Origin of the sequence: Celeribacter sp. HF31, assembly GCF_011806455.1 — a bacterium.
GTDB lineage: Bacteria > Pseudomonadota > Alphaproteobacteria > Rhodobacterales > Rhodobacteraceae > Celeribacter.
On the sequence record NZ_JAATOT010000002.1, the window covers coordinates 1 to 16,518 of the forward strand.

Sequence of the window (16,518 nt, forward strand, 5' to 3'; positions counted from 1 at the left end):
TTTGGTTTGCTTCATCATAGAAGACGTCATCACCATCGCCGAGATAAACCACGTCTTGGCCATACCCCCCCCAGACAGTGTCATTTCCGGAACCGGCGAGAATAGTGTCTGAGTGACCGCCGCCGTATATTACATCATGCCCGCTTCCTCCGAGCAGATAGTCATATCCAATGCCACCATCAATAATATCATCCCCGTCATCGCCATGGATAATATCGTCTTGTGAGCCGCCCTCGATGTAATCATTTCCATTGCCGCCATAGAGTGTATCAGCGCCACCGCTACCGTATATTAGGTCATTTCCATCGCCGCCATCGACAAAGTCGTCACCCCATTGATTGGTTTGGTTTGCTTCATCATAGAAGACGTCATCACCATCGCCGAGATAAACCACGTCTTGGCCATACCCCCCCCAGACAATGTCATTTCCGGCTCCAGCTGTGATTGTATCAAAGCCTCCATTTGAAAAAATTGTATCGTTTCCATCACCCGCGTCGATCCGATCAGCACCATTTCTAGTTGTGATGTTATCGTCCCCTTCGTACGCTATGATCCAAGCGTCTTCATCGCCTTCAACGTTAATTTCGTCACCGAGTTGTGAAGCAAATTCCCCCGAGGCAGTCAGACTTACTTGAAGTACTTCATACGCGCCGAGCGTAACTCCATCGACTACGGGGTCAATGCCGAGATAATCACTGTCGAAGAGTTCCATGTCTGAGCTTTTATAGAAGCTGTCGAATGCGCCGTTGGCAGCTCCGAACTTAAGTGCTTCAATGTCAGCTAATCCCTCTGAAAACCCCGGAATTGCTGACAGGAATTCGGTAAGATCAATGTCCACTTCCATAGAATTTTCGCCAAGATTTGCGATGTACACTACGGCTCTCCCATCTTCATCGATGAATGCACGCACAATGAAGCCACTCTCGAGCTCTTCAGCAGGAGTTAGTCCTGTGTTCAGGTCTACTGCGGTAAGACCGACCAAATGGCTTTGCATCTCCGTAAATAGCTCACCAAGCATGCGCGTTCTGCCTCCGTTATTGTCGGTAAATGCAGCAGACGTTGTAGTGAAGTCGCCCCCAGAAAATGCTGTCCAGAGAGTTGCAGACTCAACACCGCTAACAGACATCGCGTGAAAAGTTAAAATTGCCTGCGCAAGATGATCGAGTCCTGCCTTGTCGACGGCCCAAGCTTCATTGAGATACGTCAACTCCCCGAAACCATATTCGGCGCTAGAGTCATTCATATGTGAAATAAGAAGCTCTAGCCTGTCCGCTACTGGCATATCATCATACCAAGTTTCATTCGCATTTGTACCGAGCAACTCATCCAAGCTAGCTTCGAGGCTCATATGGGTCCCATGGGTGTCGATTGCGCTGATGTATTGCGACGCATCTGTATCGAAATACTCAAGCATTCGATCAATGCCTCCAGTCCAAAGAGGCATTTCCAGAACGATATCTGGGGGAGTTGTAAACTCGGCGAGGGGATTGTTATCGGAGAAATTCGCGAGAGATTCGCCAACAATGATGGCCACTGCACTTGCCGCAGCTCCATACTCCTCAGGGGTAAGCGGAGATAGATCAAGACCGTGTTCATCGCCGTTCGCCGACGCAAGAAACTCATTCCCTAATTTTATATTTTCAATTGGAACGCCGAGGCTTGTAGCGTAACCAAGCAAATCTTCTTCTATGAATTTTGAAAGCGCCTGTGCATCCTCATCTGAGATATAGGCAATTCTGTTCCCGTCTGCGTCTAATTCTTCCGTTGCAAACCAGCGCACCGGAACTGTGAATTGCATGCCGATATTCTGACTAGCACAGTAGTCTAAAACATCATGAAGCTTTGCCACATCATCCGGGTTTCTAAAATCAAAAGAGCCATCCCAAGCTTCAGTCCCTCCTGGGAAGCGAATAGATGAGACGCCGAGGGCGTCCATGCCGTCATCAAAAACGGTTCCCTGTTCAAGGCGACTCTCAGAGTCTTGGAAGGCATATTTACTTACTAGGACGCTTTGGAAGTGGGCGTTCGAGATCTCGGCGGAAGACGAATTTTCAGATGCGATTGTTCCTAAGGTGTAACTTGTCGACATGATCTAATGATCCTTAAGTTTCCATTGTCCACGCTTCGCTGTTTTGAAAGTAGCTTGGAGAAACCGTGAAGATCCGGAGTTAATAAATCCCTTCAAGTAGAAACTATTAGTCGTTAAAGTTAATTTAAATTCTCAGGCAAATTTTCAGTTTGAGTGCATTGTGCATGTGCATTTGAAATCGTTTTAGCGGCAGCGGAACGCATCTACGCTTTGAGCGCTTAGCCAATATACGGCCCGGCCATTAATGCCCTGAACAACCGCTTTTACGAATCTGCGTTGCAACGATGAAAGACGCAATGAATGACTGGTGAGGGCCGAAAGTCACTGGTCAATTCTCGGAGTGACCGCGCTTGATGGCGTTCTTGGATAGCACCTAGTGTGACCCCATCGGGTGTTCCGAGTTAATTGTTATTGCATTGTAGGCCTCTGGTCCATCGGAACAATGGTTTCTGGCGCGAGTGGGCGATAGCCCAAAGCGCCGTGCGGCCTGACGGTGTTGTAGTGAACGCGCCATCGCTCGATGAGGATTTGGGCCTCCTTTAAGGTGTAGAACAGTTCGCCATTGAGCAGCTCATCTCGGAACCTAGCATTGAAGCTTTTACAGTACCCGTTTTCCCAAGGTGAATCTGGCTCGATGTAAGCTGTTTTCGCACCAACGGCGGCGATCCAGTCGCGCACCTTCTGGGCGATAAATTCTGGCCCATTGTCCGACCTGATATACCCTGGTGGACCGCGCAAGATGAACAGGTCCGTCAGCGAATCCAGCACCTCGGTTGAGTTGAGCTTTCGATCAACGCGGATCATCAGCGCCTCCCTTGTGTATTCATCGATGATGTTGAGTGTCCGGTAGACTCGCCCGTCAGCAGTGCGGTCCTGAACGAAGTAGTAGGACCAAACGTGATTTGGCCGCTCCGGCCTAAGACGCACGCATGACCCGTCGCTCAACCAAAGCCGTCCTTTCTTCTTTTGCTTTTGTGGAACTTTTAGCCCTTCACGCCGCCAGATCCGCTCGACACGCTTGTAGTTCACCTGCCAGCCCGAATTGTTCAGCAAACCAGTGATCATCCGATATCCGTAGCGTCCGTACTGATCCGAAAATTCGTTGATATCATCGGTCAACTGCCGCTCATCTGAACGGCCTTGCGGCACCTTGCGTTGCGTCGATCGATGCTGCCCAAATGTGCGGCAGGCGCGGCGCTCGGATACGCCAAGCTCCTGCCGCACATGATCAATGCACTTCCGGCGACGAGAAGGGCTTAGAAGTTTTCCCTCGCTGCTTCGGTCAGAATAAGCTTGTCCAAGGTCAAATCAGACACTGCCCGCCGCAGCCGCTGGTTCTCTTTCTCAAGTTCGTTCAAACGGACGAGTTGTGAGCGCTGCATCCCGCCATAAAGCTTGCGCCATCGATAAAACGTTTGCTGGGTCACGCCGATCTGGCGCACCGCTTCGGCGACCGTCGCACCTTGACCTTGCAGCACTTCAACTTGCCGAAGCTTCGATACAATTTCTTCGGACTTCTCTCGTTTTCCAGCCATCGCTGATCCTCCAATTTAACGGACAATCTATCCCAGTAGGTGGACCACTTTCAGGGGGCTATTCCAGGGACTCGAGCTTGGTCTTCATATTGTCCCTGCCATTGTTGTGGCCGATGTGTGCCTTCTGAATGATCACCTATTTTCTGACAACAGAGTGGGTTTTCATTGTGTTGCATCTCGGCAGGATCACAGGTTTTCAGCACCGACCCTCGCGCAGAACGATTATCAAACTCTTCAAGCTCGACCTGACGACAAAGCGCTGAGGAGGCCCTGTGCCTCTTGCCCTGTCTGAAACACGTTTAAAAACATGCGAGCGCAAACAGCTAAGATCTCGATTCGGCAGAGCAATTTCGATTGTTCTCAACTCTTCCAAAATTTGATCCAAGAGCCTCGATTGGTTCCAATTTTGAATGATAGCCTCGTTTTTGCCACATTTTGAGTCGGTTCCTTAATGTTACCCCCGCGGAAACTTAACCTATGGTAAATGGCCTCTACCCAAACCGCGAAAATCAAACATAACATGTTGATTTATAATTATTATAACTGATTAAAATGACACCGAATGATGCCATTTCAGAGGCGAAATCGCTGCGATTTTCCGGAATGAGCGCCACTTCAATGCCATAATTGATCACATTCACGCCTTTTTCCCTGTTGCTTGGCCGCAATTTTGACTTATCCAGTAAGGGCCCACTGGGGGGCATCTAAAAGGCCACGGGGGCGGCCGCGTAAATCGACTTCCGGGAAGGAATCGGCTTCTGCGTCCGTTGTGGAGAAAGATTGACCTGCTGCGGGTCTGTCTGCTGCTGCATATTGAGACGATTGCGAGTGTTGCCACTGGCCTATTTGGTCGTTTCTTTCCCTCATATATTCGGTCTGCGCGGACGCTTGTTTGGCCTGAACAGGGTAAACAGTCCGGTATGTAATTCCCGGGCGTAAAGTGACCGTTGCACGAGGGGATCTATGCCCGCGTTAACGAGGTGTGAAGGAGAGAGACGATGACAGGCACTTATTACCATGATCATGACGACGGTTGTGATCCCTCCGATCCGACCGATCCGACACTCGACGGCGTTGTGCAAGGCACCTCTGGCGACGACGTGATCGACAGCGCCTACACGGGGGACCCCGAAGGTGACATGATCGACGCCGGCGACAATGCCGCAGGCAATGACGATGACGTCGTGATTGCGGGCGGCGGGGATGACACCGTTCTGGCCGGTGCCGGCGATGATGTCGTCTATGGCGACGGTGGCGCAGGCTCCTCCTATGAGGCCCAGGACGCCGATCCGCTGGTCCTGTCTTACAACAACTACCTCTACGGCAGCGACACCTCTTGGGGCAATAACAATGCAAATCCGGGTGACAGCGCCATCTATGAAAATGTCACCACGCTCGAAGACGGCACCGTCGTCAACGCGCGCCTGGTCTTGGTCGAGACCTCTGATCCGCACCTCGATGTTGATCTTTCCGGAGGCAATGGCTCAGAAATCCTGCTGAACGGCAACAATTATTCCAGCCAGGGCGGCATGACTGCCACCTTCCGCATGGAATTCTATGATGCCGCAACCGGCGAGCCGGTCACGATCAACTCCACCGCGACCTTCAACGACATCGACAGCACCCGCAGCGATGGCCTCGATCCCGAATCCGTCACCGTGGATGGCGCCTCCTTCACCAACTTCGGCGTCAGCGGCGACAGCTCTCTGATCGTCGAAAACGCAGATGGCACGGTCTCCGCGACCGGCACTGAGCCCAACGATCCGAGCGATCAGGACGCCTGGTTCTCCGCCTCTTTCGAAGGCCAAAGCTCGATCACCTTCACGCTCACCTCGCGTGATGTGAACTCCGGCTATTCGATGAACGGCGATCTGATCGATGACGCGGTCGTGACCCCGATTGTCGAGGGCAACGATTACATCGATGGCGGCGAAGGCGATGACGTGCTCTATGGCGAGGGCGGTGACGACACGCTGGTCGGCGGCACTGGCACGAACTACCTCTCGGGCGGCTCGGGCGACGACACCTTCATCGGGGGCGCGGGCGCGGACACCTTCCAGGGCAACGCAGGTCAGGACAACCTCGACTACTCCGGCTCGGATGAGGCGGTGAACGTCAACCTGTCCACCAGCGAGCTCTCCGGCGGCGATGCCGACAACGACACGATCGAAGGCGGCATCGACGGCGTGATCGGCTCCGAATATGACGACACCCTGACCGGTTTCGACCACCAGGGCACCGATCCGTCCGACACCTACACCAATGAATTCTGGGGGATGGGCGGCGACGACACCATCTCCGGTGCTGGCGGCGACGACTACCTCGATGGCGGGGACGGTCAGGACTATATCGTCGGCGGCGACGGGGACGATGTCATCATCGGCGGTCCGGACGGCAGCCCGGATCTTGGCTACGGCCCCTATGTGCCCGACGATGCCGACCCGGACAACGACAAGGACACCATCTTTGGTGGCGACGGAAACGACACCATCTCCGGTGGCGATGACGCGGACTACATCGATGGCGGTGCTGACAACGACTATATCGACGGCGGCTTTGACGATGACACCCTCTTCGGTGGCACCGGCAACGATACGATCATCGGCGGCGAAGGCTCCGATACGATTGAGGGCGGTGACGGCGACGACACCATCTACGGCGGTCTCGATCCGGCCTATCCCGATGAGTTGAACGTCCCCGATGACGAGGGCGATCTCGAGGTCGAGAACGGCATGGACGTCATTGATGGCGGTGCTGGCAACGACACCATTTACGGTCAGGACGATGACGACCTGATCTATGGCGGCTCTGGCGACGATTACATCGACGGCGGCATCGACGACGATACGATCTACGCAGGCGCAGGTCATGATACTGTCTACGGCGGCGAAGATCAGGATACGATCTACGGCGGCGGTGACAACGACTACCTCTATGGTGACGACGATCAGGACACGATCTATGTCACCTTCACCGATGTCACATCGGGCGTCTACGACACCACCGTGCACGGTGGCGCAGGCGGCGTTGACTGGGACACGCTGAACCTGTCCGAACTTCTGTCCAATGGCTGGGTGATCACCCACCAGGTTCAGAACCCCGACAGCGATGGCAATGGCTATGACGGTCAGATCCAGCTCTACAATGCGGGCACTGATGAATACGCCAACATCAACTACACCAACATCGAAGAGATCATTCCCTGCTTCACGCCGGGCACCCTGATCGCGACGCCAAAAGGCGAGATGAAGGTCGAGGAGCTGAAGGTCGGCGATCGCGTCATCACCCGCGACAATGGCATTCAGGAAATCCGCTGGATCGGTCACAAGGCGCTCACCAGCGCCGAACTGACCACCCGTCGCGAATTGATGCCGGTTCTGATCCGTCAGGGCGCGCTTGGCGCCGGTCTGCCGGAGCGTGACATGGTCGTCTCTCCGAACCACCGGATGCTGGTTTCCAACGAGAAAGCCGCACTTCTGTTCGAAGAGCATGAGGTTCTCGTGGCCGCCAAACACCTGACCCGCATGGAGGGTGTCGATGTGGTTGAGGCCTCTGATGTGACCTACATCCACGTGATGTTCGACCGCCACGAAGTGGTTCTGTCGGACGGCACCTGGTCGGAAAGCTTCCAACCGGGCGACTACACGCTCTCCGGCATCGGTGACGAGGCCCGCGAGGAACTCTTCGCGCTCTTCCCGGAGCTGGCCGAAGTGTCGACCCGTGGCGGCTTCTCTGCCGCGCGTCGCATCCTGCGCAAACATGAGGCGGAGCTTCTGGTCTCCTGATCCTCAAAGGTTCGCTCTGATCGACGCACCCGGTGGGGGCCTGCTGGGGACCATCGCGTCGATCCTGACCGTCCCCCTCGGGCGTTCCCGGGGGAGACGGATCCGACAAGATTTTTTACGAGTTGCTTGGTTTTCAGAACACGAGAAACACCGCCCAGGGATCCTGGGCGGTGTTTTCTTTGACGAAAGAGGGCTCACATCTGGCGCCAGTCCTCCGGCGTGTTCACATGCCAACAGGGGGCTTCCGACGGCATTTCGACTCGTTTCGCGCCATGCCGTTCGACCAGGACCTGTACACCTTCGTCGCCAGTCAACGCCTCGAACTCCGGCAGCACCGAGGCCGGGAAAATCACCGGATAGCCTTCGCGCCCACTTTGACACTGCGCCCGCACGATCCGCGTGCCACCGAAGGTCTCGAACAGGATGACCAAAGTTTCCAGATGGCTCGTGGTGATAAACGGCATATCGGCCATGATCACCGCCAGTGCATCCGCCTCTCGTTCCAGGGCATAGCGGGCGAGGGCTTTGAGCGTCGCGGAAATGCCGAGATCGCTGTCCGCCACGGTGATGAAATCGTCATGCGGCCGCAGCACATCGCGGCGGTTCTGGAAATAGGGATGGGTCTCGGCCGGCAGGGCGACGACAAAGGGCTGGCCGCGCGCCGCCGACACCGCCCGGCTCAACAGCGTGTCGGGGGAATGCAAAGAGGGCGCGGTCGAGAGTTTGTCGAATCCCATACGCGCGGAATTTCCTGCGGCACAAATGCCTGCGAGCAGTTTCATGTCGGGTGCCTTATGGTGTGCGGCTTGGGCGCCGCTTGTGAAGACTACGTTATGTGCCGGGCTGTGCCGAAAGGTTTTTCAGCACAGCCCCGTCTCAAATCTGCGCGCTTTTGCGCAGCTTCGGGCAACCGCCCACACCATTACGTTTCGGGCAGGTGCCCGCTCTCTTACTTTTCGGGCAACAACCCGCATGTCTATTTTTCGGGCAAAAGCCCTCTGGGAGAGAACCGCAGCACGACCAACAAGATCACGCCCATGGTCAGATAGCGCATATAGGCCACGCGTTCCATCAACCCGGCCTTGAGCGCGGAGTCCTCCGCCAGACCGGAGGTCAAAACGCTCACAATCCAACCGCCGATGGGTTCGACCTCGACCCACAAAAACCAGATCAGCATGCCACCCAGAACCGCGCCCCAGTTGTTGCCGGAGCCGCCCACGATCACCATCACCCAGATCAGGAAGGTGTAGCGCAGCGGCTGGTAGGTGGTCGGCGTCAACTGGCCGTCAAGCGTGGTCATCATCGCCCCGGCAAAGCCGATAATCGCAGCGCCCAGAACGAAAATCTGCAAGTGTCGCCCGGTGACATCCTTGCCCATCGCCTCGGAGGCAACTTCATTGTCCCGGATCGCCCGCATCATCCGCCCCCAAGGGCTTTTGAGCGCCAGTTCCATCGCCAGAACGATGATCCCGATGACCGCCAAAAAGAACCCGGCATAGAGCAGTTTGACGAAAATCGACGAACCGATGACCGGATCGGCACCGATCTTGGCCATCAGGGACAGGAACCATTCGCTTTGCTGAAGGTCGATCTCATAGGGCACCGGACGCGGCAGGCCGTTGACGTTCTTCACGCCGCGCGACAGCCAATCCTCGTTCTTGAGCACGGCCAAAATGATCTCCGCGATGCCCAAAGTGGCGATGGCAAGATAATCGGAGCGCAGGCCCAGAGCGGTCTTGGCCACGATCCACGCCGCCCCCGCGGCCAAAAGCGCACCGACCGGCCAAGCCAGCAACACCGGAAGCCCAAGCCCGCCGAGATAGCCCGCCGTAGAGGCATCCACCGCCTCGATCGCCGCGACGGCCGGATCGAAGAGCGTGCGGTAGAGGACAAAGCCGACGATAAGGAAAGCGGTGAGAAACAGCCCGCGCAGCCGGGTTTTCGGCAGGCGCGGATAGATCAGCACCGCGCCGACGATGGTGCCGATGCCCACCAGCAGCGCAAGGATCATCCGCCCACCACCAGCGGCCCAAGCGGCCGGCACAGGCGGCATAGAGGTCAAGACCACGGCCAATCCCCCCAGCGCGGTAAAGCCCATGATGCCGACGTTGAACAGGCCCGCATAGCCCCATTGCAAGTTCACCCCCAAAGCCATGATGGCCGAGATCAGCCCCATGTTGAGAATGGCCAGCGCCGAGTTCCACGATTGCAAAAGCCCGACCGCGATGATCAGCGCTGCCATCGCTGCGAAATACAAAGGCGCACGAGGCAGGGGCTTGGGGGCCTGTTTGGAGGGCTGTGTCGATGCATGTGTCATATGTTTTGCCCCTTGAAGAGACCTGTCGGTTTGAACAGCAGGACGATGATCAGGATCGCGAAGGAGACGGCGAATTTGTAGTCCGTCGACAAAAGCTGGACCAATCCATCCGGCGCCCAGCTGTCGGGGCCGAGATAGGTCACGACTTTTTTGAAGGCGTAGGTCAGGGTGACTTCCGAGAAGGCAATGACGAACCCGCCCGCGATGGCGCCCAACGGATTGCCGATGCCGCCGACGATGGCCGCGGCGAAGACCGGCAGGAGAAGCTGTTGGAAGATGAAGGGTTTGAACGACTTGTCGAGGCCATAGAGAGCGCCCGCGATGGTCGCCAAAGCCGCGACCAAAAGCCAGGTGATCGTCACCACGCGCTCCGGGTTGATGCCGGACAGCAGTGCCAGATCTTCGTTGTCGGAATAAGCGCGCATCGACTTGCCGGTGCGGGTCTTGTTCAGGAACCAGAAGAGCGCGGCCACGGTGATCATCGCAACGACCACGGTGATGACCTGCGTCGTTCGGATCGCGAGACCTTCTTCGAGCCCCGACCAAGCCTTGAACTCGCGGGCGTTGACCACGAAACGCGCGCCATCGGCGAAGCGGCGATCATCGGTGCCGACGATCATCCGCACCACGCCGTTCAGCACGAACATCACGCCGGTCGAGACGATGACCAACATCACCGGCGCGGCTTTGACCTTGCGGTAGAACTTGTAGACCACCTTGTCGGTCGCCAAGAGCAATAGCGCCGTTGCCAGGATGCCAAAGGGCAGGGCCAAAAGCGCCGTGGGCAGGACGCCCAGTGAAACGCCCCAGCTTTGAAACAGGCCCGTGACCAGCACCACGACCATCGCCCCGAAGGACATGGTTTCGCCATGGGCAAAGTTCGAGAACCGTAAGACGCCGTAGATCAGCGTGACGCCCAAAGCGCCAAGCGCCAATTGCGCGCCATAAGCCGTGGCGGGGACCACGACGAAATTTGTGAAGGCCACGAGGGCGTTGAGAATATCCATCTGTCTGCCTCTCTTATCCGCCCAAGAACGTCCGGCGCACATCCGGGTTCGCCAAAAGGTTCGCGCCCGTGTCCGTATAGGCATTGGCGCCTTGGACCAGAACATAGCCTTTGTCGGCAATCTCAAGCGCTTGCCGAGCGTTCTGTTCCACCATGAGGATCGAAATCCCGGTCTTGGCGACCTCGATGATCCGGTCAAACAGCTCGTCCATCACGATGGGCGAGACGCCCGCGGTCGGCTCATCGAGCATCAAAAGCTTCGGCTGGGTCATCAGCGCGCGGCCCACGGCGACCTGTTGGCGTTGCCCGCCGGACAATTCACCCGCGTTCTGGTTGCGCTTCTCATAGACCGCCGGGAACAGCTCGTAGACCTGTTCAATCGTGGGTTCGATGTCGTCCTTGCGGATAAACGCCCCCATTTCGAGATTTTCACGCACCGTCATAGTCGGGAAAATATTATGGGTCTGCGGCACGAATCCCATGCCCTTGTAGACACGTTCCTGTGGTGACAGGCGGGTGATGTCCTCGCCATCGAGATGCACATGCCCCTCGCGCAGGTTCAACATACCGAAGACCGCCTTCATCGCGGTCGATTTGCCCGCCCCATTTGGCCCGACGATCACCGCGATCTCGCCCTTTTGCACGGTCAGCGTACAGCCGTGCAGAATATCCGCGCCAGAGCCATAGCCGCCGCGCATTTCATTGGCGTGGAGGAAACTCATGCGCTCGCCTCTTCAGTTTTCTTGTTCTTCACACCGGTGCCGAGATAGGCCTCGATCACGGCTTCGTTTTGCATGATCTCATCGGCGGTGCCGGTGGCCATGACCTGGCCCTGCGCCATGACGATCACCGGATCGCAAAGCTGTTTGATGAAATCCATGTCGTGTTCGATCATGCAGAATGTGTAGCCGCGCTCGACGTTCAGGCGTTTGATCGCGTCGCCGATAGTGTACAAAAGCGTGCGGTTCACGCCGGCGCCAACCTCATCGAGGAAGACCATTTTGGCGTCGACCATCATGGTGCGCCCAAGCTCCAAGAGCTTTTTCTGGCCGCCGGAAATCTCGCCCGCTTTCAAATCCGCGATATGGGAAATCGTCAGGAACTCAAGCACTTCGTCCGCTTTGGCTTTGAGCGCGCGCTCCTCATCGGCGATGCGTTTGCGCCCGAACCAGGTGTTCCACAGCGTCTCACCCGATTGCCCCGACGGCACCATCATCAGGTTCTCGCGACAGGTCATCGAGCCGAACTCATGCGCGATCTGAAAGGTGCGCAGGATGCCCTTGTGAAACAGCTCATGCGGTTTCAGCCCGGTGATGTCCTCACCATCGAACAGCACTTGCCCCGAGGTCGGCGTCAAGACCCCCGCGATACAGTTGAAAAGCGACGTTTTCCCCGCGCCATTGGGCCCGATGAGCCCCGTGATCGAGCCTTGCTCAAGCGTGAGCGAGGCGCCGTCAACCGCGCGAAAACCGCCGAAATGCATGTGCAAATCACGCACTTCGATCATTTTATGTGTCCCCATAGATCGGCCCGATGTCTTTTGGTCTTTCGGGCCGAAAACGTGGGCCCGGGACGCTAAACGCCCCGGGCCGTTTCATGTCGTTGGTCGCGTCTTAGCGAATGTCGACCGTCTCAAACGCACCATCGGTGATGGTGTAAAAGCGATAAGACCCCGCAGCTTCGCCCGGTCCGATCAGCTCGACATTGGTCGCGCCGACATAGTCGATATCGCCGCCTTCGGAGAGGATCTTGAGCGCCTTGTCCAGCTCACCCGGCAGGATCGGCTCGCCCGGTGCGTTGGCGACGTCCAGAACGTTGGCTGCCACGGCTTCCTTGGTGGCTTCTCCGCCCTTGGCCATGGCCAGAGCGATCAGAGCCGCCGCGTCATAGCTTTCGCGGGTGTAGGCGGAGGAGACGTTGATGCCAGCGGCTTCGCCCAGTGCGTTGAACGCATCGGTGCCTTCGCCCTCAGCCCAGGGCACGATGCCCATGGAGCCTTCGACGATGTCGCCCAGATCCGTGATCAGGCTGTCACCATACATGCCGTCACCGAGAAGGAAAGTGTCGAATGCGCCGGTGTCGCCTGCGGCCTGGATGATGCCTTTGCCGCCTTGGTCGACATAGCCCAGCACGACGAGAACTTCGCCGCCGGCAGACGCCATGGCGCCGATCTCGGCGGAGTAGTCGGCTTTGCCGTCTTCATGCGAGGTGTTGATGGTGATCTCACCGTCGTAAGCGGCCGCAAATGCGTCCGACAGGCCTTTGCCGTAGTCGGAGTTGGTGTAGGTCACGGCCACGGAGGTGATGCCTTTTTCTTCCAGCACATCGGCCAGAACTTCGCCCTGACGCGCATCAGACGGCGAGGTGCGGAAGAAGAGGCCGTTGTCTTCGACGGTCGAGAGACCCGGCGAGGTGGCCGAAGGCGAAATCATCACGACACCGTTGGGCACAGCCACGTTCGACAGGATGGCGCCGGTCACGCCGGAGCAGTCCGCGCCCATGATGGCGACGACACCGTCGGAGGTGATCAGACGCTCAGCCGCCGCAGAGGCCGCTGCCGCATCGACGCAGGTGCTGTCCGCACGCAGGGGCGTGATGGTCGAGCCATCCAGAAACGCGCCGCTGTCGCTCACTTCTTTCATGGCCAGCTCCGCGCTGGCGGCCATGTCGGGGGTCAGCGATTCAATCGGTCCGGTGAACCCGAGAATGACGCCGAGTTTGACGTCTTCGGCATAGCCCGCGCCCGCCATGAGGGTCGCAGCGGTGGAAGCCAGAAGCAGCTTTTTCATATGGAAATACTCCCTGTTTGGATCTTGTCCTGCGCCGGAGACTAGACGGGCTTTGACCGGATGGAAAGATATGCCGCAGCGTTTCATGCCCGGATTTGGGGCGTTTGCTCAAAATCTGACAGGGCTTTGGGGGCTTTGGGGGTCAAATGCGCCGAGGCCGCCGATTTGCGCAGGGCGAGAACGCATCACGCCCGACTCGGGGGAAATGAATTGAAACCCGCCGCGACAGCATTACCTCAAACAGAACACCGAGACCTTCCCCCCTTATTGAGAAAGGCTTTTTCGATGTCTCTCATTTTCTCCCGTCTTGTCACGCCGCTCATCGCCTCTGCCGTTTTCATGAGCCCCACGTCTGTGCTGGCCGCAGATCGCATGGCCGGGGCCACGCCCGTTGCCGTCACAGAAGTCGTGAGCGGTCTGGACGAGCCTTGGGCGATTGACTTCCTGCCGGGCGGCCTTTCGGAGGGCGGCGTATTGATCAGCGAAATCGACGGGCGGCTTTTGCGGGTGCAAAGCGGCGAGGTGACCGTGATTGAGGGCACGCCAGAGGTCTGGGAAAGCGGGCAGGGCGGTCTGTTGGACATCATGATCCCGCGTGATTTTGCCGAGAGCGGCGAGGTCTTTCTCAGCTATTCCAAGCCGATGCGTGGGGGCGCGGGGACCGCGCTTGGCGTAGGAAAGCTCGAAGGCGACCGGCTTGTGGGCTTTCACGACCTTTTCGTGATGGCGGAGGGCAGCCGCAAAGGCCAGCATTTCGGATCGCGTATCGTCGAATCGACGGATGGCACGCTGTTTCTGACCGTCGGCGAGCGCGGCGACCGGCAGGCCGCACAGGACAAGACCCGCGCCAATGGATCGGTGCTTCGGATCAACCGCAACGGGTCGATTCCGGCGGATAATCCGTTTGTGGACGACGACGCTCTCCCTGCGCTCTGGTCCTACGGCCACCGCAACCCGCAAGGCGCGGCGCTTGACGGGCAGGGCCAGCTTTGGGTCAACGAACACGGTCCGCAAGGCGGCGACGAGATCAACCTTGTGACCAAAGGTGCCAACTATGGCTGGCCGCTGACGAGCTATGGCGAGAATTACGGCGGCGGGCGTTTTGCGTCTCAGACGCTTGAGGGCACAGAGCCGCCCGCGCATCAATGGACGCCCTCCATCGCGCCCTCGGGCTATGCGATCTACGCGGGCGATCTCTTCCCTGAGCTCAAAGGCAAACACCTGATCGGGTCGCTGAAATTCGACTATATTTCGGTGATGGACCCGGCTGACTGGCAAGAGGAGCAATGGTCCTGGCCCGAGACGGGCCGCGTGCGCGACTTCACCGTCGCGCCGGATGGGGCAATCTGGTTTCTTTCCGTCGGCAAAGGCGCCGCTTACCGGATTGCGCCGCGCGACTGACGTTTACGCGCAGGAAATGTGCATTTGCCCGGGATTTCTACGCCAAACCCCCTCTCTTTTGGGTTTTCTCGCAGGCGTCCCGCCTCTATAAGTCTTCAGACTTCGTGCGCGCTACCGCTAACACAGGCGAATATGGGCGCATGAGGGAGGAGAATGGATAACCGTTTTGGAGTAAAGACGATGACGGATTGGGTGAAAACCGCATGGCGCAACAAACCGCGTGTGCAAATGCCCGACTATACGGACGCGGCCGCGCTGAACGCTGTTGAGGCGCAGCTTGCCAAATATCCGCCGCTCGTCTTTGCGGGCGAGGCGCGTAAACTCAAGCGTGATCTGGCAAAAGCATCGCGTGGCGAGGCATTTTTGTTGCAAGGCGGCGATTGCGCCGAAAGCTTTGCCGAATTCGGTGGCGATCAGATCCGCGACACTTTCAAAGTCATGCTGCAAATGGCGATGGTTTTGACCTTTGGCGCGAAAGTGCCGGTGATCAAGGTCGGTCGCATGGCGGGCCAGTTCGCCAAACCGCGCTCTGCACCGACCGAGTCCGTCGGTGGCGTGGAGCTTCCGTCTTACCGGGGCGACATCATCAACGGCTTCGAGTTCGACGAGACCTCGCGCGTGCCCGATCCGAACCGCATGTTGCAGGCCTACACCCAGGCGGCGGCCTCGCTCAACCTGCTGCGCGCCTTTTCCAAGGGTGGTTTTGCCGACATTCACCGGGTGCACGCCTGGACTCTGGGCTTTACCGAATCCGATGAGGCCGAGAAATACCGCGACATGGCGAACCGCATTCAGGATGCGCTCGATTTCATGAAAGCGGCGGGGATCACCTCCGAACAGAATCACGATCTGCATACCGTGGATTTCTACACCTCGCACGAAGCACTTTTGCTGGAATACGAAGAGGCGCTGACCCGTGTCGACAGCACCACCGGCGCCACGATTGCGGGCTCCGGTCACATGATCTGGATCGGCGACCGGACGCGCCAGCCGGACGGCGCGCATGTCGAATTCTGCCGTGGCGTACAGAACCCGATCGGGTTGAAATGCGGGCCGACCACCACGGCCGAAGACCTCAAGGTGCTGATGGGCAAACTCAACCCGGAGAACGAGGCCGGGCGTCTGACGCTTATCGCACGCTTCGGCGCGGGCAAAGTGGCCGATCACCTGCCGCGTCTCATCGAGACCGTGAAATCCGAAGGCGCCAATGTCGTCTGGTCCTGTGACCCGATGCATGGCAACACGATCAAATCCGACAGCGGCTATAAAACCCGCCCCTTCGAGCAGGTGCTCTCCGAAGTGCAGGAATTCTTCGCCGTGCACCGCGATCAGGGCACCATCCCGGGTGGCGTGCATTTCGAGATGACCGGCAAGGATGTGACCGAATGCACCGGCGGCCTGCGTGCGGTGACCGACGAGAACCTCGCCGACCGCTACCACACCGCCTGCGATCCGCGTTTGAACGCGTCTCAGTCGCTGGAACTGGCGTTTCTCGTGGCCGAAGAGCTGCAAAAAGGGCAGACGCCGGAGACGGTGGCGGCAAACGCGTAAGGTCTCGCAAAATCAAGATGTTGAAAGCCGGGCTTCATGTCCGGC

10 protein-coding genes and 1 pseudogene are annotated in these 16,518 nt (G+C 57.9%); 3 read left to right on the top strand and 8 right to left on the bottom strand.

Features of this window, described 5'->3' with window-relative positions; all coding sequences use genetic code 11:
* Both HCZ23_RS03410 and HCZ23_RS03415 read right to left on the bottom strand, forming a co-directional pair.
* A pseudogene (locus tag HCZ23_RS03410) lies at positions 1 to 2,089 on the bottom strand (calcium-binding protein); the annotation flags it as partial.
* Positions 2,090 to 2,497: 408 nt separating this feature from the next.
* A protein-coding gene (locus HCZ23_RS03415) for an IS3 family transposase (RefSeq protein WP_167600320.1) occupies positions 2,498 to 3,624 on the bottom strand; the annotation gives its coding sequence in 2 pieces (ribosomal slippage) (positions 2,498 to 3,360 and positions 3,360 to 3,624; 1,128 coding nt in all).
* Between the two features lie 998 nt (positions 3,625 to 4,622).
* Here HCZ23_RS03415 and HCZ23_RS03425 point away from each other — a divergent pair.
* Positions 4,623 to 7,409: a Hint domain-containing protein gene (locus tag HCZ23_RS03425; RefSeq protein WP_254869914.1), complete on the top strand. Its 2,787-nt coding sequence runs from the start codon at positions 4,623 to 4,625 to the stop codon at positions 7,407 to 7,409.
* Between the two features lie 194 nt (positions 7,410 to 7,603).
* On the opposite strand, the gene HCZ23_RS03430 is transcribed toward HCZ23_RS03425, so the two are convergent.
* The 6 genes from HCZ23_RS03430 to HCZ23_RS03455 all read right to left on the bottom strand — a co-directional run bounded on the left by HCZ23_RS03430 (position 7,604) and on the right by HCZ23_RS03455 (position 13,521).
* The gene (locus tag HCZ23_RS03430) at positions 7,604 to 8,191 is read right to left on the bottom strand and encodes an NTP transferase domain-containing protein (protein WP_167600321.1); all 588 of its coding nucleotides are present in this window, start codon (positions 8,189 to 8,191) and stop codon (positions 7,604 to 7,606) included.
* A 194-nt stretch (positions 8,192 to 8,385) separates the two neighbouring features.
* The gene (locus HCZ23_RS03435; protein ID WP_254869947.1) at positions 8,386 to 9,651 is read right to left on the bottom strand and encodes a branched-chain amino acid ABC transporter permease; all 1,266 of its coding nucleotides are present in this window, start codon (positions 9,649 to 9,651) and stop codon (positions 8,386 to 8,388) included.
* 71 nt (positions 9,652 to 9,722) lie between these two features.
* Positions 9,723 to 10,733, bottom strand: a complete 1,011-nt coding sequence (locus tag HCZ23_RS03440) for a branched-chain amino acid ABC transporter permease (protein ID WP_167600323.1) — start codon at positions 10,731 to 10,733, stop codon at positions 9,723 to 9,725.
* A gap of 13 nt (positions 10,734 to 10,746) precedes the next feature.
* Positions 10,747 to 11,454 (bottom strand): ABC transporter ATP-binding protein, encoded by a 708-nt coding sequence (locus HCZ23_RS03445; RefSeq protein ID WP_167600324.1) that lies wholly within the window; start codon positions 11,452 to 11,454, stop codon positions 10,747 to 10,749.
* The gene (locus tag HCZ23_RS03450) at positions 11,451 to 12,239 is read right to left on the bottom strand and encodes an ABC transporter ATP-binding protein (RefSeq protein ID WP_167600325.1); all 789 of its coding nucleotides are present in this window, start codon (positions 12,237 to 12,239) and stop codon (positions 11,451 to 11,453) included. Before HCZ23_RS03450 ends, HCZ23_RS03445 begins: the two co-directional genes overlap by 4 nt.
* Positions 12,240 to 12,345: 106 nt before the next feature.
* Positions 12,346 to 13,521: an ABC transporter substrate-binding protein gene (locus tag HCZ23_RS03455; protein ID WP_167600326.1), complete on the bottom strand. Its 1,176-nt coding sequence runs from the start codon at positions 13,519 to 13,521 to the stop codon at positions 12,346 to 12,348.
* A 285-nt stretch (positions 13,522 to 13,806) separates the two neighbouring features.
* Here HCZ23_RS03455 and HCZ23_RS03460 point away from each other — a divergent pair, with 285 nt between their 5' ends.
* Both HCZ23_RS03460 and HCZ23_RS03465 read left to right on the top strand, forming a co-directional pair.
* Positions 13,807 to 14,922 carry a PQQ-dependent sugar dehydrogenase gene (locus HCZ23_RS03460; RefSeq protein ID WP_167600327.1) on the top strand — a complete coding sequence of 372 codons (1,116 nt, stop codon included), beginning with the start codon at positions 13,807 to 13,809 and terminating at the stop codon, positions 14,920 to 14,922.
* A gap of 180 nt (positions 14,923 to 15,102) precedes the next feature.
* A complete protein-coding gene (locus HCZ23_RS03465; RefSeq protein ID WP_167600813.1) occupies positions 15,103 to 16,473 on the top strand; it encodes a class II 3-deoxy-7-phosphoheptulonate synthase in 1,371 nt (456 codons plus the stop codon).
* Positions 16,474 to 16,518 lie beyond the last annotated feature (45 nt).